The 19,037-nt window shown below is 37.0% G+C and carries 19 protein-coding genes and 1 pseudogene; 4 read left to right on the top strand and 16 right to left on the bottom strand.

Annotated elements, in window-relative coordinates; translation table 11 throughout:
- Positions 1-215: 215 nt before the first annotated feature.
- The 15 genes and pseudogenes from mnmG to HT669_RS04830 form a co-directional block, all read right to left on the bottom strand.
- Positions 216-2,129 carry a tRNA uridine-5-carboxymethylaminomethyl(34) synthesis enzyme MnmG gene (gene mnmG / locus HT669_RS04890; RefSeq protein WP_023941038.1) on the bottom strand — a complete coding sequence of 638 codons (1,914 nt, stop codon included), beginning with the start codon at positions 2,127-2,129 and terminating at the stop codon, positions 216-218.
- A gap of 9 nt (positions 2,130-2,138) precedes the next feature.
- Positions 2,139-2,594: an NUDIX hydrolase gene (locus HT669_RS04885; RefSeq protein WP_023941040.1), complete on the bottom strand. Its 456-nt coding sequence runs from the start codon at positions 2,592-2,594 to the stop codon at positions 2,139-2,141.
- A gap of 140 nt (positions 2,595-2,734) precedes the next feature.
- The gene (gene mnmA / locus HT669_RS04880) at positions 2,735-3,856 is read right to left on the bottom strand and encodes a tRNA 2-thiouridine(34) synthase MnmA (RefSeq protein ID WP_079253030.1); all 1,122 of its coding nucleotides are present in this window, start codon (positions 3,854-3,856) and stop codon (positions 2,735-2,737) included.
- Positions 3,857-4,557: 701 nt separating this feature from the next.
- Positions 4,558-4,860, bottom strand: coding sequence for a hypothetical protein (locus HT669_RS04875; RefSeq protein WP_023941044.1), 303 nt, complete (start codon positions 4,858-4,860; stop codon positions 4,558-4,560).
- A gap of 333 nt (positions 4,861-5,193) precedes the next feature.
- Positions 5,194-5,499 carry an SPAR17_0115 family bacteriocin-like peptide gene (locus HT669_RS04870; RefSeq protein ID WP_000424423.1) on the bottom strand — a complete coding sequence of 102 codons (306 nt, stop codon included), beginning with the start codon at positions 5,497-5,499 and terminating at the stop codon, positions 5,194-5,196.
- Between the two features lie 183 nt (positions 5,500-5,682).
- A complete protein-coding gene (locus HT669_RS04865) occupies positions 5,683-6,585 on the bottom strand; it encodes a hypothetical protein (RefSeq protein ID WP_023941046.1) in 903 nt (300 codons plus the stop codon).
- Between the two features lie 18 nt (positions 6,586-6,603).
- Positions 6,604-6,786, bottom strand: a complete 183-nt coding sequence (locus HT669_RS11075; protein WP_000511666.1) for a hypothetical protein — start codon at positions 6,784-6,786, stop codon at positions 6,604-6,606.
- Between the two features lie 6 nt (positions 6,787-6,792).
- A complete protein-coding gene (locus HT669_RS04860; RefSeq protein WP_000424406.1) occupies positions 6,793-7,167 on the bottom strand; it encodes an SPH_0224 family bacteriocin-like peptide in 375 nt (124 codons plus the stop codon).
- Between the two features lie 212 nt (positions 7,168-7,379).
- The gene (locus HT669_RS11510; protein WP_023941048.1) at positions 7,380-7,562 is read right to left on the bottom strand and encodes a hypothetical protein; all 183 of its coding nucleotides are present in this window, start codon (positions 7,560-7,562) and stop codon (positions 7,380-7,382) included.
- Positions 7,543-8,520, bottom strand: a complete 978-nt coding sequence (locus tag HT669_RS04855) for a hypothetical protein (RefSeq protein ID WP_023941050.1) — start codon at positions 8,518-8,520, stop codon at positions 7,543-7,545. The genes HT669_RS11510 and HT669_RS04855 overlap by 20 nt, the downstream gene beginning before the upstream one ends.
- Positions 8,521-8,834: 314 nt before the next feature.
- Positions 8,835-9,893 (bottom strand): hypothetical protein, encoded by a 1,059-nt coding sequence (locus tag HT669_RS04850; protein WP_023941052.1) that lies wholly within the window; start codon positions 9,891-9,893, stop codon positions 8,835-8,837.
- A 109-nt stretch (positions 9,894-10,002) separates the two neighbouring features.
- A complete protein-coding gene (locus tag HT669_RS04845; protein ID WP_023941053.1) occupies positions 10,003-10,326 on the bottom strand; it encodes a hypothetical protein in 324 nt (107 codons plus the stop codon).
- 145 nt (positions 10,327-10,471) lie between these two features.
- Positions 10,472-11,824 (bottom strand): HlyD family efflux transporter periplasmic adaptor subunit, encoded by a 1,353-nt coding sequence (locus HT669_RS04840; protein WP_023941054.1) that lies wholly within the window; start codon positions 11,822-11,824, stop codon positions 10,472-10,474.
- Positions 11,821-12,288 (bottom strand): hypothetical protein, encoded by a 468-nt coding sequence (locus HT669_RS04835; RefSeq protein WP_001096141.1) that lies wholly within the window; start codon positions 12,286-12,288, stop codon positions 11,821-11,823. Before HT669_RS04835 ends, HT669_RS04840 begins: the two co-directional genes overlap by 4 nt.
- Positions 12,281-14,499 (bottom strand): annotated as a pseudogene (locus HT669_RS04830) (peptidase domain-containing ABC transporter). Before HT669_RS04830 ends, HT669_RS04835 begins: the two are co-directional and overlap by 8 nt.
- A gap of 465 nt (positions 14,500-14,964) precedes the next feature.
- On the opposite strand from HT669_RS04830, the gene HT669_RS04825 reads away from it, so the two are divergent.
- On the top strand, positions 14,965-15,828 hold the full coding sequence (locus HT669_RS04825; protein WP_172933648.1) for a helix-turn-helix transcriptional regulator: 864 nt from the start codon (positions 14,965-14,967) through the stop codon (positions 15,826-15,828).
- Positions 15,829-15,879: 51 nt separating this feature from the next.
- On the opposite strand, the gene HT669_RS04820 is transcribed toward HT669_RS04825, so the two are convergent.
- Positions 15,880-16,452, bottom strand: coding sequence for a LysM domain-containing protein (locus tag HT669_RS04820; protein WP_016398064.1), 573 nt, complete (start codon positions 16,450-16,452; stop codon positions 15,880-15,882).
- A 241-nt stretch (positions 16,453-16,693) separates the two neighbouring features.
- On the opposite strand from HT669_RS04820, the gene sdaAB reads away from it, so the two are divergent.
- Genes sdaAB through HT669_RS04805 form a run of 3 tightly spaced genes read left to right on the top strand, consistent with a single transcriptional unit; the run spans position 16,694 to position 18,900 of the window.
- Positions 16,694-17,365 (top strand): L-serine ammonia-lyase, iron-sulfur-dependent subunit beta, encoded by a 672-nt coding sequence (gene sdaAB, locus HT669_RS04815; protein ID WP_000838914.1) that lies wholly within the window; start codon positions 16,694-16,696, stop codon positions 17,363-17,365.
- 8 nt (positions 17,366-17,373) lie between these two features.
- Entirely contained in the window at positions 17,374-18,246 is an 873-nt protein-coding gene (sdaAA, locus tag HT669_RS04810; RefSeq protein ID WP_000500040.1) for an L-serine ammonia-lyase, iron-sulfur-dependent, subunit alpha, read from the top strand.
- A gap of 21 nt (positions 18,247-18,267) precedes the next feature.
- Positions 18,268-18,900 carry an HAD family hydrolase gene (locus tag HT669_RS04805; RefSeq protein WP_023941060.1) on the top strand — a complete coding sequence of 211 codons (633 nt, stop codon included), beginning with the start codon at positions 18,268-18,270 and terminating at the stop codon, positions 18,898-18,900.
- Positions 18,901-19,037: the final 137 nt, after the last annotated feature.

Raw genomic sequence — 19,037 nt, 5'->3', positions numbered from 1 at the left:
TTTGATTTTCATTGAGTACAAGTCAACAAAACAGCCCCGTCTTCGGAGCTGTTTTTCTCTATGCTTTCTTTTGAGATTAAAACTCAATGAAAATCAGACCAGAAGGCTAGGAAAATGCATAACTTGAGTTAGCTCCCATAGTTCGGGGAACTATGGGAGGTTGGAGATGAATCAAAGCCAAGCTTTGAACTCATTCGTAAGAAGCCGACGACGTATCATTTTGATTTTTGAAGAGTTTTAGAAATACTACGATTTTTACCTTCCAGATACACCATCAAAATAGAAATATCTGCTGGGTTTACTCCCGAAATACGGCTGGCTTGACCGATGGTTTCTGGATTGATGAGTTTGAACTTCTGACGAGCTTCGGTTGCGATAGAATCAATGTCATCCCAATCAATATTGGCTGGAATGCGTTTTTCTTCCATACGTTTCATCTTAGCAACCTGGTCCATGGCTTTGGAAATATAGCCTTCGTACTTGATTTCTGTTTCAATCAATTCGATAATCTTGTCATCCAAGTCCTCTGCAGCTGGTCCGATGAAGGCCACCACATCTTGATAAGAAACTTCTGGACGGCGAAGGAATTCCTTGGCTGTCACTGCATCTGTCAACGGCTTGAAGCCCATCTCCTCAACCTTGGCATTAGTTTCCTTGACTGGCTTGAGTTTGATGCTGTCTAAGCGTTTCATCTCATTGTCAAATTGATTTTTCTTGATTTCAAAACGAGCCCAGCGTTCATCATCCACAAGACCAATCTCACGTCCCATCTCAGTCAAACGCATATCAGCATTATCATGACGGAGAATGAGACGGTATTCAGCACGACTGGTCAATAGACGGTAGGGTTCAATGGTTCCCTTGGTCACCAAGTCATCAATCATCACTCCGATATAACCGTCACTGCGCTTCAAAATCAACTCAGGTTTACCTTGGATTTTCAGAGCCGCATTGATCCCAGCGATAATCCCTTGGCCTGCTGCCTCTTCATAACCTGACGTTCCATTAGTCTGACCAGCAGTGAAAAGTCCGGAGATTTTCTTGGTTTCCAGAGTCGCACGCAACTGGTGTGGCAAGACCATATCGTACTCGATGGCATAACCTGTTCGCATCATCTCTGCATTTTCCAAACCTTTGATAGAATGAACCAGCTCACGTTGGACATCCTCAGGCAGACTGGTTGAAAGTCCTTGGACATAGACTTCCTCTGTATTGCGCCCTTCTGGCTCTAGGAAAAGTTGGTGGCGTTCCTTATCCGCAAAGCGCACAATCTTGTCTTCAATCGACGGACAGTAACGAGGTCCCACTCCCTTGACCACACCTGTAAACATAGGCGCACGGTGGAGGTTGTTTTGGATAATCTCATGACTGGTACCATTGGTGTAGGTCAACCAGCATGGCACTTGATCCTTGACATAGTCCTCATCACGTGAAGTGTATGAGAAGTGATTAGGCGCTTCGTCCCCTGGCTGAATCTCGGTCACATCGTAGTTGATAGAAGAAGCCTTGACACGTGGAGGTGTTCCTGTCTTGAAACGACCAATTTCGAGTCCTAATTCCTTAAGATTGTCAGCAAGGTTAATAGAAGCCAAGCTGTGGTTAGGACCTGATGAATACTTGAGGTCTCCAATGATAATTTCCCCACGGAGGGCCGTTCCTGTCGTCACGATAACAGCCTTGGCAGCATACTCTTGGTGGGTAGCTGTACGGACACCGACAACCTTACCATCTTCAACCAAAATCTCATCAATCATGGTCTGACGAAGGGTCAAATTTTCTTGATTTTCAACCGTCTTGCGCATTTCCTTAGAGTAAAGTTCCTTATCAGCCTGCGCACGAAGGGCACGGACAGCTGGCCCCTTCCCTGTGTTAAGCATCTTCATCTGGATGTAAGTCTTGTCAATGGTCTTGGCCATCTCGCCACCGAGGGCATCGACTTCACGCACGACAATCCCCTTGGCAGAACCACCGATAGAGGGGTTACAAGGCATGAAAGCCAGCATTTCAATGTTGATAGTCGCAAGCAAAACCTTACAACCCATACGGCTGGCAGCCAGGGAAGCCTCAACCCCAGCGTGTCCCGCACCAATTACAATAATATCGTATTCTTCAGTAAAGTTATAAATCATATTTCTCTCCTATTTCTCAAGATGAATGTGTCTTAGTTGGCCGTCCCAATCTGGTAAGGCTGTTTTTAAAAAGGCTGGGACTAGTTGGAAATCCTGGAGCTGGTCCAAGTCAATCCATTCACAAGGCTGCCTCTTCTCATCTTCCTGCATGGTCAATGGGGCATCTTCAAGCAAATCCACCAGATAGTGAAATTCGATGTTGTGATAGGAAACACCGTCCTGTTCAAAACGATTTTCAACCACGAAAGCTAGTTGCCCAGCTTGAGCTTTGACCCCCAGTTCTTCCCTCACTTCACGGACTACCGCATCTTCCGTGCTTTCATTGACTTGGATAGCACCGCCGATAGTATAATACTTGCCCTTGTCTTTAGTAACTAGGAACTTACGATTTTGGACAATCAAAGCTGTCGCCCGAACTCCAAAAACTGTATTTCCTGTTTTTGTCCGAAAATCTTGTTGAATCATTCTTGTCCTTTCCCTTAAACGACACAAAAACAGTCAAAACTCCAAAGAAGTGCAGGACAAAAAAGCCTGCAACATCCATGAGCTTTGACCATCATTTCTATTGCTTTTATTATTGTAGCAAATTGAGAAAATTTGTCAATCTAAATGTACTGACAAACTTGTCCATCTCGGTAAGCATTGTCAATCAAACCACCACCTAGACATTCTTCGCCATCGTAAAAGACAACTGCCTGTCCTGGTGTAATCGCGCGTTGTGGTTCTGCAAAGATGACCTCTGCCTTGTCTCCTTTGACATGGACGGTCACCTTAGAGTCAGGCTGACGGTAACGGAATTTAGCCGTACATTCTAGCGTAAACTCTTCTGGCATTTCACGAGTAAAGTGGACTTGACTGGCTTCTAGGCTAGTTGACATGAGCGAATCATGGTAGAATCCTTGTCCTACATAGAGAATATTCTTGCTTAGATCTTTTCCGACAACGAACCAAGGGGCATTGTCACCGCCGTGTTGCCCACCGATACCGAGTCCGCCACGCTGACCGATTGTATAGTACATAAGACCTGCATGCTCGCCCATATCGCGACCATCCACAGTCATCATGCGACCAGGCTGAGCTGGCAGGTAGTTGCTGAGGAAGTTTTTAAAGTTCTTTTCTCCGATAAAGCAAATCCCTGTCGAGTCTTTCTTCTTAGCAGTCGAAAGGCCTGCTTCTTCTGCTAGTTTTCGAACTTCAGGCTTTTCCAAATGTCCTAGTGGGAACATGGTTTTTTGAAGTTGTTCTTGCGAAAGTTGGCTGAGGAAATAGGTCTGGTCCTTGCCATTGTCCACGCCACGAAGCATGTGAACAATGCCATCCTCATCACGCGCTACACGGGCATAATGCCCAGTAGCTACATAGTCTGCCCCCAAGGTCATGGCATAGTCCAAAAAGGCCTTGAACTTGATTTCCTTGTTGCACATAACATCTGGATTTGGCGTGCGTCCTGCACGGTATTCCGCTAGGAAATACTCAAAAACGCGATCCCAGTACTCTTTTTCAAAATTGACAGAGTAGTAGGGAATGCCAATCTGGTCTGCCACCGCAGCCACATCCTTGTAATCTTCGGTCGCCGTACAGACACCGTTTTCATCTGTGTCATCCCAGTTCTTCATGAAGATACCGATCACATCGTAGCCCTGTTCCTTAAGCAAAAGAGCCGTCACCGACGAATCAACACCACCACTCATCCCCACGACAACACGTGTTTTAGAGTTATCACTCATGGTAGGTCTCCCATCTATTCGTTTATTTATACCCCTCAAAATTCTATTTACTATGACTTTCAATAGAATTTATTTGAGTACAGTCATTTCGTTTGCTTTTAGTAGTAAAATGGTCTGGGAGACCATTTTAGCCTATCATCTTAAAATGAAAATATGATAGGCAACGAGTCGCAGGCATAACTTGAGTTCGCTCAATCAGTCTGGGAGACTGATTGAGGTTATAAATCAGACAAGCTCAGCTTGCATCTCATTTCGAGTTAACGACGTAATAAAAGATAAACGAAATGACTAGTTCACGATTGAAGGTCGTGTGTGCTTAACGATTGAAGGTCGCTTGAGCAGTATTCATTATAACATGCTTGGTTGGAGAAGACAAGGAAAGGAGCCAATCTTGACTCCTTTATTGAAGAAATTGTTTTAACCTTGTCCTTTCTTTTCTAAGCCGAAAATGAAATGGTAATCGATAAAGATGCCCATGATTGAATAGGCACATAAAATATCCTATACTTACCTTCCATTATTCCGTGATTGAATGTATTTAGCAACAATATAGATAAGAAAGGCAAACATGATTACCAGATAGCTCACTATAAGGAAAACATGCTTAAAAATACTAGTATCAAATAAACTCACGATAGCTAATAATAGATTCATAATAAATACTATAGTCGCAAATAGTTGTACTTTTTTATCTTTCATAACTAGTCCCAGCCTAAATTACTTTCCAATATCCTACCGAAATTATAGCCGGTAATATAGCCTGACATATAACCTGTTGCTGCACCACAAGTAGCTAAAATGAATGCATAGCTAACTGTACCAATAACTGGTAAGGTTATTGTCCCTAGTGCTGCACCAGCTGCCGCTCCAGTTATAGCTCCTGCTATTCCGCTTGCGACACCACCTACACCTCCACAAAGCAAGGCAAGCCACCCTTCACCATCAAGATACATCATCTCTTCTTCATCAATAGTAACATAGTTGTTTGGTAATACGAGTTCCATCAAAATTCTCTTTTTTATTAATCACTTGTTAGGATAGTTTCCTAACAAGTGATCGCAGGCTTTGTTTAGTTACCTAAATTAGACTTCCTTCCTTTATCTTATTTTAAATATTTAAAACCAGTTACTGCTTGAAGCTTAACAGTTTACTTAATTCAAATAACAGCTAATCACTGATTCCCTGATTTTATCAAATATACTAATAACAACAATTGTGATACGATTATCATTATAAGAACAACATTTAACGAATCAAAGTTTTTCCGAGATAATAATAAAGCAACAGCAAGCAGTATTATTACTAAAGATTGAATAACTACTATTACTCTTAACATTTTATCCTCTACCAGTAACCAAAGCATAGTATCTATTTTCAAAACCGAGCATAACTATTGCACCTATTGCTCCAAATGCAACCAGCATTGCTCCCCTAATACCCCACTTATTTTTTTGATAATCAGAGTTTTTATATCCTGAATAGTAGACTCTTTCTCCTAACACATATCCTGTGCTATACGATGCGCCACCAATTGTGATAGCCAAGGCAACAATGGCCGAAATTGACATTGGTTCTCCGCCATCAAGATACATCATCTCTTCTTGTTCAAGATCAACATAATTATTTGGCAATACGAGTTCCATTTGTTTTCTCCTTTTTTATTAAGCATGGTTAGGATAGTTTCCTAACAAGTGAGCATCGACTTTGTTTATAGCACTTAGTTACCTAGATAAGATACTTTTTTGCCTAATCATATTCTATAGATGAACAGATTTGCAAACCTAATTAGTTGAAATTATTTCATTTGTTGTACGAACAGTATGAATCTAGATTATCTTCTTATTACTAATCAATATCCTTCGTGATTTTATCTTATCATACTCTCTATTCATACAGAAATTAAAATTATTTCTTAACCAACTTGTATAATAGAAAAAATCTAATTGATTGATTCTGATGAGGTGTATCCTAATTTTATCAACCTTGTTGGACCAGTTGTTATTGTTACTAATAGACATTTCATACATCAGTAACTCGACAAGACCTGTACACAGAAGGGTGTTATGAGAATCTTCGATTTTTTTCAAAATATCCTCAAAAAGTTCACTATCCGTTAAAAAGGTGGATTGGTTCATCGCATCATACAGCTGAAGAGACATTAAGTCAGAATAACTTAGCTCTGATTTTTGTATCTTATCCTTTAACGTTTTCGTCAAATCGCTTTCAAACGAATCTTCTTTTTCCCACTTATTTTGATTAAAAAGAAATTCCGTCTTATTAAAAACGAGATGATTGATATCCATTATAGTCCAGAAAAATATTGTAGTAAGCATGATGATTGCAAAAGGAATTTTTAAAATAAATACTAGGATAATAGCTATTTCAAGAATAAAACTCCATATCATTCTAGATTTTAAATCATCAACCGACAAACTTTTTCGATGGAATGAAAAATAGGGTGAGAACCTCACATTTACTTTCTTCCTGCCTATAAAAATAAAAGGAAAAATCGTAATAAGAGCTTCTTTCTTGTACAAATCTTTCAATGCGTATAGTATGTCTAAAACTATTTTTGGTAAAATCAAACTACAGAAAGCAAGACTCATACTAATCACAAAATCAAGGGGAGATTCTAGATTCAATAGTAAGTTATTCACTAGGACATGCAACTCTAGCCACAAGACAAAAAGAGGGAGCATTAGTAAGAAAACAATTAGTTTACGTATCATAATTTTACAGTGTCCTTATCATTTTCTTAATTTTGGATAAATCATCATTGCTATGATTAAAATCAAAAAAACGACATTAATCCAAATAATCAACTTTTTTATTTCTTCGCTAACAAAATCATAGGCTAAAAAAGTTATGGATGATATAAATAGACATACAAAAAAAATAATAACAAAAATTTTTTCCATTTTAATACCCATATCTAGTTACCACAAGGCGTTTAAATTTGGGTCTCTCCTATTTACATCATTATTGGCCCAGATTGTTGTAATAGCATCGCCAATTGACATCCAAGCTGCAAATCCATTAATAGCAGACAGTGCAAATCCTGCCACTCTATTTGCAACTCGTACCCCAACATATCTTGCAGCTGCTCCAGCAATTGCGCTTGTAACTCGCCGCAAACCATAATTACGAATATAATTTCTAACTAGACTGATTGCTCCTCCACCTAAGACATCATTAAAAGCTATATTAATGGCTGTTGCAACAGGCCATCTCGGAATAGAAAATCCCCCATCAAAATACATCATCTCTTCTTGCTCAAGAGCAACATAATTATTTGGTAATACGAGTTCCATTTATTTTCTCCTTTTTTATTAAGCATAGTTAGGATGGTTTCCTAAAAAGTGATTGTCGACTGTGTTTATAGTACTTAGTTACCTAAATAAGATATCCTTTCTCTACCTTATTTGTTTTTATAGGTTACCTAAGGTTTAAAACCAATTATTGCTTGAAACTTAACAGTTCTAAACCACTAGCAATAAATGATTGCGAACTCACTAATACTATTTCAAAATTTATTTTTTTGACTTAGTAACGCAATTCCAATTAGCAATACACCTAATATAAATAAAAGTATTTCCCAAAATTTATTCTCAGTTTTAATAAGTGGAATAAGATACATACTGACTAATATGCAACTTGCCCCTATAATAGCAAATGTTATTCTAGTTTTATCTCCTAATTGAAACATGTTTGATCCCTATATACACTTCAAGCAAAAGTTGGATTTCTGAAATAGCTAAAGATAAAGATAATGGTTGCGAGCTATTTAAACTATCATCAATATTCTGCTCGATTAAAACAAAGTCTGGTCTTACCTCTAAAATTTTCTTTAACATTGATTCATATTTATTTTTTTCATTATAATGCCGTAAATATAGATTTAATTTTATAACATCCAACATACCATAAAGTGATATTGGATGATTTATTTTTTTAAATCGCTTAACTTCTAATAAATCAATTTGTTCACGCACACTCTCTGAAAGATATGGCTTGATCAAACTGATATAAGATAAAGCCACGCATGGCAACTCAGATTTTGATTGCAATTTCCAAATTTCATGATAATCCTGAAGATTAAACTCACAATCCCTCTTAGATTCCAGTATTGTTAGTACCTTTGATTTTAACAGAAATAATTGTTGATTCTCAATTCTATAAAGTTTTTGTACTAATGCTATGATAATAGAAAATGGAATAAGAGGCAAAAGCAACGATTTGTCATACACAAAAGTAAAGAAAAAATAGTATGAAATTAGTGTTGTAAAGTACAAGAAGTAGTAAAATTTAAACAGATTCTTAGTTGTTTGACTCTCCTTATAAAACACTGCTACTCCTGGACTAAATCCCATTAGTTGGTGAAAGAGAATTCGATAGTATTTCCTAGCTCCTATAATAATCACAAATATAAAATAAAAATAAATTGGTCTTAATTTACAAAAGATTGAGGAAACTAGTAATAGCAAAGTATGTAAGCATTGAGACAAAATATAGAATAACGGTATCGCCAATACAAAGGTTAAGATGGCATGAGAGGGGGTTCCTAAGATGTCCAATTTTATAAATACTGGGCTGACACAAAATATCGTGCTTATAAGCAGTAAAATTATTAAAATTGTGTCAAAAAAATAACGCTTATTTTTCATTTAGTCTACTTTCCATTGTTAAATAATACTACTGCTAACACCAAGCCAACTTAGCACATTGCATCACCTAATCCTGTGCTACTTGCCCATAATCCTTTAATGTTTCTACTAAAATTATTCCAATCTCCCCCATCAAGATAGCTTATTTATCCTAGACAACGCCTACTGCAACAGTATAAATAAGATTCATCAGCCATCTTTTCTGGCAATCATATGGGTAGCCTAATGATATTTCTAGTTACTCAAAAATATCTAGCTATACTAGAGTTATTTCTAATCCCTAGGACACTTGTTAATCCAAATGTAACAAATTTTCACCCCTTAATAGGACTCTTTCTGGAAAAAATATAAGGTCTATCTTTATAAAAAAATCTATCATATTGGGATGGCATGCATCTGGAATTTAAACAAGCTATAAATTCATTTATAACTACTATTTGTTTAGAGGCAACAGCATCTTGTATACCGCCCTCGAAAGAACCATCTTGTAATTCCGAAATATTTTTGTTTAAATATTGTTTTGACAAATCTCTTAATGCTTCATTATCGTAAATGATTCCCAAAAATCCAACCTTATATAGTAAATAATTTAAACTTACAAAGTAATTGAATCCCATAGTATATTTTTCTTTATAAAGCAAAGGTAAAACTTTATAAAAAATATCTAAGTCAACCTTACTCTGATTCTGAAGCAAGTAGGAGTCAAGCAAATTTTCAAAAATAGCTAACAATATGATTGGTGTAAGGTTTTTGTATTCACATGTCAAGTATTCCGAGTATCGTGCAGATGATATTTCTTTTATATAACTTTTTGAAAGCAAGATTTTTTCAAATTCATCATCTATTATTAATCTTCTATTTCCAATCCAAGCGGTATTGCTACCCAAATAAGATTGTACAAATAGCAATATATAAGAAAACATGAACGTAAATACTGAAAGAGGTAGAATTCTATGCGTAAAAAAATAGACGATAATGGTAGCCAGAAGTAAAGCTATCTCTCGTGACAATCGAATTCTTTTCAGCATCTTTTTTAACAGTCCGTAAGGTTGTCCTTGGCAATACTCTTGAACTAAATTAATCGGAATGACATCTCTCACCATTTCTGGAAAGTAGAGTAAGTTTATAGGCTGAAATCTCCAGCTCCCATCGTAAGTAAATGGATATAGAACCAAATACTTAAAAGATTTTTTTCTTATAAACTTAATTATCACAATATGAATGACTGTTGCAATGAAGTATATTAAATATAAAAGTAAAACCGCCATCAATATACTTACAAAAATCCCCTTGGAATCAATCAATGGAAAATAAAATATTGCAACTAGAAGCGAATAAAGTCCCGCTAATAAATATTTCTGATCATCTTTCATTCAAAACACCTTATCATTTTCAATCCCACAGAGGACTTTCTATAAAGCAATATTTGATAAAGCAGAGTTTTAAACCCTGCTTTATTCTAGTTATATAGAAAAGTTTCTACTAATAATATACTCTGTTGTTCCATAAATAGTGAACAGCTGCAGCTGTTCCTAATGCAGCAAGTCCTATAACTATAGGATTACCTGTCATAGCTGTTAATTTAGTAGTAATTCCTGGAAAATATGCCATCGCTGTCCAATACCCCCATTTCGCAATTGTGAGAGTAGAAGGTAGTCCAGCCGCTACTCTGTTAGCTGCATTAACTCCCAGTTTATATAAAAGACCTCCAATATTACGTGCAAAGTTTTGTGCATCTCCCCCATCAAGATACATCATCTCTTCTTGCTCAAGATCAACATAATTATTTGGTAATACGAGTTCCATTAAAATTCTCCTTTTTTATTAAGCATGGTTAGGATAGTTTCCTAACAAGTGATCGTTGACTTTGTTTATAGCACTTAGTTACCTAGATAAGATATCTTTCCTTTATCTTACTTTATTTTATAGGTGACTTAATGTTTAAAACCAATTATTGCTTGAAACTTAACATTTCCAAAATCCAATCAAGATAGGTTTCTTTATCATAGACAATCCGCACTTCAACTGGCATATCCTTTTGGAGGACGACTGTCTCACTTCCATGTTTTAGAGTTAAGGTTTCTAATTCTATCATGACTTTATAAAGACTAATATTGCCTTCTTTCGTTTCTTGGGAAATCGTTCCTGAATCAATCTGTCTGACTTGTCCCTTTAGTGTTCCATATTTTTGACTATTTACACCAGTAATAGCAACATCAGCTTTTGCTCCTTTCGAAACACGAGAAATATCACTCGCAAGTACAAAAGCTTCTACATAGTAACCTTTTTCTTTCCCTGAAACTTCTGCTATCGTTTGCCCCTGCTGAATAGACATTCCTTGTTTCAAAGGTACCAAATAATGCAGAGTACCTTCATTTGGCGCTAATATACTATGAGCTTTATCTTGACCTGTTGCCACTCCAAGATTAGCCTCAAGCTCTGTAATACTTTTATTGTTGTTTGAACGAGCAGTACCTAACTCACTAACTAATTGAGCATAAATATTATAAGCCTGAGAAGTTGGATCATTATAGGTACGGTTCATATCTTTAATATTGCTTTGTTGACTATCAATCTCGCTATTCTTAGAAGTAATATTTGTTTTTAATGCTTCGATTTTTGTTGTTATTTCTAATATCTTAGTTTCTAACTTAGCTTTATCATCAGCTGATGTCGTATCTGATAAGGAAGGGGAGTCTCCTTGCTGTTGAAGTTGAAGCAATTCATTTTGTAGAACTTGCAAGTCGGCATCTAACTGATTTCTTTCAGCTGTTATTTTATTCAACTTCGTATATTCATCCTGAATCTTTGAATACTGGGTACCATTATTATAATTTTCCGAGTTTAACTGAGACAGATAGTATTCAACTTTCCCATAATATTCCTGTTCTTCACCAGAATTAGATAAATGATTGTATTTCTCATTTAATGATTGTTCAAATTTTTGAAAGATAGCTTCTTTTGCACGTAACTTCTCCAATTGTTTATTTAAAGAGCTCGCTTGTAAACCTTCTTGTCCACTTGATAACGAAATAATGACATCTCCAGCATTTACCATATCTCCTTCTGACTTATGTAAAGTAACTACCTTCCCTGAACCAATTGCTGATAGGAACTCTGTACCTGTTATAACTGAATTTCCATTCGCTTTTACAATATAGTTTTTGGGTATATAAGCTGCGCCAACCAATGCACCGCTTAAGATAATAGCAGTTGAAATAATGAGAATAAACGCAAAAGCTGGTGGTCTCTTATCAAAGAAAATACGAGAATAACGTAATTCTGATTTATTATATAATTTCATAGGCTTACAATTGGTCTAAAAATATCTACTACCATTTTTTCAGGAGAAGAATTAACATAAACTGTATAGACAATCCCATCCGTTTGAATATCATTTTCATAGACATATAGATCCAATTTAGAATACGCATACTGTAGATACTCTGGACTGTCTTCAAAACGAACATATAAACAATATGGAACAGAGATAGAATCCTGTACATCATAAATGTTACTGTACTGTTGAGCATTATGAGCTTGAATATAAAACTCAAAATCAGTCGTTATTAATCCATCATCATGAATAGTAGTACCACAACTTTTTACAATTAATGGACCAAAAATTTGTGCTTTTAACAACTGCAAATGTTGATGAAATTTATTAATTTCCTGATCTACATCTTCTACTTTTGTATCATGTAACTTTTTACAGATAACTGACTTTAGTACCAGTTTTTTATTATCTTTTACCTCTAACTTAGCCATAAGTAACCTCCTCTGTATCTAACACAGCCTGTGACTGAATTTGTTGATTCACTTGAACGCTCTGCAAACCAACCATTCTAGCATACTTTCCATTTTTCGCCATTAGTTCTTCATGAGTACCATATTCCATAATAGTCCCATTTTCTAAAAAGCATATCTTATCACATCGAAGAATTGTAGACAGCCTGTGGGCTACTACAATTGTTGTCTTATCCATTATTTTATTAAAGATTAAATCCTGAATAATCTGTTCACTAAATGAATCTAAGTTAGAGGTTGCCTCATCAAATATATACAAATCAGCTTTACTCAGTAGTGCTCTTGCAATAGCCAATCGTTGTTTCTCTCCACCCGAGAAATTTTGACCGCCTTCTTCTACAAAGGAGCCATAACGATTTTGAAGACGTTGAATCGTATCATGAATACCAACAATACGACAAACTCTCACCATATCCTCATATGTAACAGAAGGATTACCAATTTTTAGATTATCAATAATTGTCCCTGTAAAGAGTTCTATGGTCTGAGGAATGTAGGAAATTTTCTTACGTAGTTTACCATAGTCAAGATCTGATAAGTCATTTTCTCCTATACGAATTTTCCCCTCACTCGGATTTATAAATCTTAATAACAAACGAACTAGCGTACTTTTTCCTGCTCCGCTTTCTCCAACAAAAGCTATTTTTTCTCCTTGTTTAATTCGCAAATTAAAGTCCTCGATAACAGGAGGGCGTGAACCATAGGCAAATGTTACATCTTTAAATTCAATGTCATCACATAAGGTGAAGTCTCTAATACTATAATCCAAGGCAATGTCTTCACAATCTACTTCCATCAATTCTTGAAGCCGACTAACCGCAACCTGTACCTCTTGAAAGGTTAACTGCAAGCCAACTAAATTCTGAATAGGTTCTGTAAAATATTGACTTAATGTCTGAAAACCAAGAGGTCCCCAATAGTCATTTTTCCATCAATGATAAATAAGGCGCCCACTCCCATAAATAATAACCCACCCATGGTTGAGGTCATTGAAGATATTGTAGATTGAATATTCTGCAAAACACCCTCTTTATAACCAATTTCTAAAGTATGAACAAATTTTTCTTCAATTTTGTTTAAACGTTGTTCCTCATCATGCTGAGACTTAATGGTATCAATGTTACGAATAGATTCAATTAACTGTGAATTAAGAAGTCCATTTGCTTCCATTTGTTCATGATTAATTTTTTTATAAGGCTTTTTAAAACAGTATATAAGAATGATGTTAACAATAACCATAAAAACTAATATCAGAAATAAAGATTGATTAATAGTCCAAAGGACAACCGCACTAATAACTGACAAGGTGATATCCATGACTAATGAAATAGAGACTGACGTAAACACATTCTTTATCGTCATCGCATCTTGAAATCTTGTTAAAACATCACCAACTCTACGACTTCCAAAAAAACTATAAGGAAGATGAATAATATGGTCATAATATCCCATTAAAACCGGTATATCAATTTTTCGAGATAGAAACAAAAGAACGTGCTGACGAAATGCAGATAGAAGAGTCTGTAAGAACGACACTATTCCAAATACTATCAAAAACATATACAGACTATTTTTTAAAGCATATGGAATCACCTCGTCCATGATAACTTTTGAAAAGAGACTCGATAAAATACCAATGATACTTAAAACAAAGGAAGCTAATATGACTGTACTAATCAATCCTTTTTGATTAAAAATTAACGTTCCAAATAAATCAAGAAGTCCTTTTCCCTTTAGTTTCCCTCTTTCAAAATCCGAATTTGGAACCATAAAAAGAGTAATACCTTGATAAATTTCTCCCAGTTCGTCACTTGACATCTTGCGTATGCCACTAGCAGGGTCTGCTACGTAAAATTTACTATTCCTTTTGATACTATGTAATACCACAAAATGATTTTGACCTAAATCATTCTTAACTTGAAGAATCGCAGGAAATGTTAATTTTGGAGTCAAATCTTCCAGTGCTACTCGAACAGCTTTTACTGTAAAATTCAACTTATTCAGACCTGAAACAATACCACTGACAGTCGTTCCATACATGTCTGTACCAATAATTTCCCTAATCTTCATGATTGATAGTTCCTTTTTGTAAGATAAAAGAACTGTTGAAACAACTGCCGCAGCACAATCTGACTGGTCATGTTGCATCGTACAAGGATATTTTTTTAACATAGAAATACTCAATTCTTTAGAATTCATCTAACTTTTCTTTGATGTCACCCAAACCTCAATCACTGCCCAGTAGTTCTTGAATTAGTTTATTTTCAACCGTATCATTCTTTGTTCTTGATATCTTTCCAAGCATTGTAGTACAGCAGATTTTTGTCCAAGGACTAAGCCTCCTTTAACAACTCAAGCTCCCTTACATTATATCGGCCAGCCCCATGGAAAGATTATAGCCAGACTAATCAATGATATAATACATACTAGAATACAAAATATTTTTTTATTCATACTTTTTCTCCTATCTTTATTTTCTACCTACATCATACCTCTTATTAAGCTCATTTCAAAATTACGTTAACTTTTTTCACAAATTTATTTTTACTTTCTTTTTTACTTTTTACACTGCTATGATACAATATTTTTAACAAGATTTTATTATTTGTTAACTTTTTTCACAGAAAGGAGAAAATCATGCGTTATGATTTCGGAAAGGTCTATAAAGAAATACGTGAGTCAAAGGGGCTGACCCAAGAAGAGGTCTGTGAGGGTGTTCTCTCAAGAACCAGCTTATCAAAAATCGAAAGTGGCAAGACAACCCCAAAATATGAAAATATGGAATTTCTTCTCCGTCAAATCAATATGAGTTTTGAAGAGTTTGAATATATCTGTCAACTTTATCAACCAAGTCAACGCACAGAGATTATGCAAACCTATCTCAATATGCGTTCCATTATCGGGACCAGCGATCTTGTCAATTTATTTCAAAAATGCCAAGACTACCTCAAGACCCACCACGATCTCCCTATAGAAGAAATCAGAGATATGCTTGAAGTTGTCATTTATATCCGTCAACACGGGGCAGGTGAACTATCAGATCACGCAGAACAGGTTGTCAAAAAACTTTGGAGAAAAATTGAAAAACAAGATACATGGTATGAGAGTGATCTAAAAATCCTCAATACCATTCTTTTCAGTTTTCCCATTGAATACCTCCATCTCATCACTGGAAAAATATTGCAACGCCTAGAAGTCTATAAAAACTATCAACATTTATATGACTTGCGAATAGCAATCCTGCTCAACCTTTCCACACTCTATCTATACAATCAAGATAAAAACATGTGTAAGCAAATCTGCTACACTTTACTAGAGGACGCCAAGAATAAGAAAAGCTACGACAGGCTGGCTATCTGCTATGTCCGTATTGGGATTTGTACAGACGATTCTAAACTTATCCAAAAAGGGTTCTCCCTTCTGGAGCTAACCGAGGAAACTTCTCTGCTGTCTCATCTCAAAAAAGAAGTAGAGATCTATTACCAAGCGAAGGAAAGATAAAAAAGCCGAGGGATTTCCTCGACTCTTTACATATTATTTGTTCGTTAGTTCTTAATACCAGCCATTGTTAAGCCAGAAGTTTTTAGCAGCAGTCCATGAACCGTAACGTCCTGCAACGTAGGCATCTGCTACACGTTCTTGGTTTTCAGCTGAGTAGTCACCGTTCAGGTATGAATCTGTTAATTGGTAACGTCCGATATAACGTCCATTTGTAGCTGTATAGCTACCACCTGATTCTTTTTGAGCGATCCATTCTTTGGCTTCTGCTTCAGATCCGCTTACAGTTGAAACAACTGTTTCACTTACTACTGGAGCTGAAACAGTTTCATCTTGAGCGGCTGGTGCCGCATAAGTAGCTGGCGCTGGTGTTGCAACAGGCGCTACAGGGCCATCGATAACCAACTCTTGACCAACATAAATCAAATGAATGTTATCAATGTGGTTGTTTTCTGCCAATTTTTCAACTGTTGTGTTGTGAGTTTCAGCGATTTCTGAAAGTGTATCACCTTCTTTAACAGTGTAAGTTGATGATTCTTGAGCAGATACAAATGATGGAGCAAATACTGCAAACAAGGCAGCTACTCCTGCAAGAGTTGCTTTAATCTTTTTAGTTATTGATTTCATATTCGAAAATTCTCCTTCTTTCTATAGTTCTATCATACCCTTTAAATATTACCGTTTCTTGACACTTTTATGTAGAAATATTACAAAATTATTTTTTATTTCCCTAGATAAGGTGTTTTTTGTCATAAAAGATACTATTTTTATGCTATTTGAGGTATTAGAAAGGTTTTCATCCACAATTAAAGTCAAGACCCTCATTCTTTGATATAATAGAGATAAGAATTTTTATAAGGGGAAACTGATGAAATCACTTCGTTTTCAATCTGTCTTTGATATCATCGGACCAGTTATGATTGGCCCATCTAGTAGCCATACCGCTGGTGCTGTTCGTATTGGGAAGATTGTCTCTTCCATTTTTGATGATACTCCGACAGAAGTTGAATTCCAACTTTTTAACTCATTTGCCAAGACCTATCGTGGTCACGGAACAGACCTAGCCCTTGTTGCAGGTATTTTAGGCATGGATACAGATGATCCTGAAATTCCAAACAGTCTGGAGATTGCCCACAAGCGTGGTATCAAGATTGTCTGGACCATTCAGAAAGACAGCAATGCCCCTCACCCCAACACCACTAAAATTACCGTCAAAAATGTCCACAAGACCATCAGCGTGACTGGTATTTCTATCGGTGGAGGAAATATTCAGGTAACCGAACTCAATGGTTTTGCCGTCTCTCTCAATATGAATACACCGACTATCATCATCGTTCATCAAGATATTCCAGGCATGATTGCTCTTGTAACAGAGGCGCTTTCCCGCTATGGTATCAATATCGCCCAGATGAATGTCACTCGTGAAAAAGCTGGTGAAAAAGCCATTATGATTATCGAAGTTGACAGTCGCAACTGTGATGAGGCTATCGAAGAAATTCGAAAAATCCCTCATCTCCACAATGTCAATTTCTTTAAATAGGAGGAAGCATGTTTTATTCTATCAAAGAATTGGTCGAGCAAGCAGATCTGGACTTTCAAGGAAATGTCGCAGAACTCATGATTACAACAGAGTTTGAATTGACCGGTCGCGAACGTGAAGAAGTCTTCCTTCTCATGGAACGCAATCTGGAAGTTATGAAAGCCTCTGTCCAACTTGGCCTCAATGAAAATAAATCTCGTAGTGGCCTGACAGGTGGAGATGCTGCCAAATTGGATCACTACATCAAAAACGAAAAAACTTTATCAGATTACACGATTCTCTCTGCTGCCCGAAATGCTATCGCAGTCAATGAACACAATGCTAAAATGGGCTTGGTCTGCGCTACTCCTACCGCAGGAAGTGCCGGTTGTCTCCCTTCCGTTCTCACTGCTGCTATTGAAAAATTAGACCTCAGCCACGAGCAACAATTGGATTTCCTCTTTGCTGCTGGTGCCTTTGGACTAGTCATCGCAAACAATGCCTCCATCTCAGGTGCTGAGGGCGGGTGTCAAGCTGAAGTTGGTTCAGCCTCTGCTATGAGTGCTGCCGCCTTGACTCTGGCTGCAGGTGGAACACCTTATCAGGCCAGTCAAGCTATTGCCTTTGTCATTAAAAATATGCTAGGCCTCATCTGTGACCCTGTTGCAGGTTTGGTCGAAGTTCCCTGTGTCAAACGTAATGCCATGGGAGCTAGCTTTGCTTTCATCGCAGCAGACATGGCCTTGGCAGGTATTGAATCTAAAATCCCTGTGGATGAAGTGATCGATGCCATGTACCAAGTAGGAGCAAGCATGCCAACTGCCTTTCGTGAAACAGCTGAAGGTGGACTCGCTACCACCCCTACTGGTCGTCGCCTCCAAAAAGAAATTTTCGGAGAATAAGCTTATCAAATAGGAGAAACCATGACCTCTATCACAGCGATTTTTTTCGATTTGGATGGAACCCTCGTTGATAGTTCTATCGGGATTCACAATGCCTTTACCTATACCTTTAAAGAGCTGGGGGTACCTAGCCCTGATGCCAAAACTATTCGTGGTTTTATGGGACCACCTCTTGAAAGTAGTTTTGCGACCTGCCTGTCCAAAGACCAAATTTCTGAAGCCGTGCAGATATATCGTTCTTACTATAAGGCAAAAGGCATCTATGAAACTCAACTCTTTCCTCAGATTATAGACTTGCTTGAGGAGTTATCGAGCAGTTATCCACTCTACATCACCACGACAAAGAATACATCTACTGCTCAAGACATGGCAAAAAACTTGGAAATCCATCATTTCTTTGATGGCATTTATGGTTCTAGCCCTGAAGCACCCCATAAGGCAGATGTCATTCACCAAGCCTTGCAGGCACATCAACTAGCACCAGAACAAGCCATCATCATCGGAGATACCAAGTTTGATATGCTGGGAGCTCGAGAAACAGGTATTCAGAAATTGGCCATCACTTGGGGATTTGGAGAGCAAGCAGATCTACTAAACTATCAACCTGATTATATCGCTCACAAACCCTTAGAAGTTTTGGCGTATTTTCAATAGCATAGACTGGGTAACAACTCCATTTCAGAAGAAAATGAAGTAATACTCAATGAAAATCAAAGAGCAAACTAGGAAACTAGCTGCGGGCTGCTCAAAACACTGTTTTAAGGTTGTAGATGGAACTGACGAAGTCAGCT

The organism is Streptococcus sp. 2100 (assembly GCF_013276335.1).
Taxonomy (GTDB): domain Bacteria; phylum Bacillota; class Bacilli; order Lactobacillales; family Streptococcaceae; genus Streptococcus; species Streptococcus pseudopneumoniae.
Note: the sequence above shows the minus strand (reverse complement) of the source record. Positions and strands in the feature narration are given on the sequence as shown.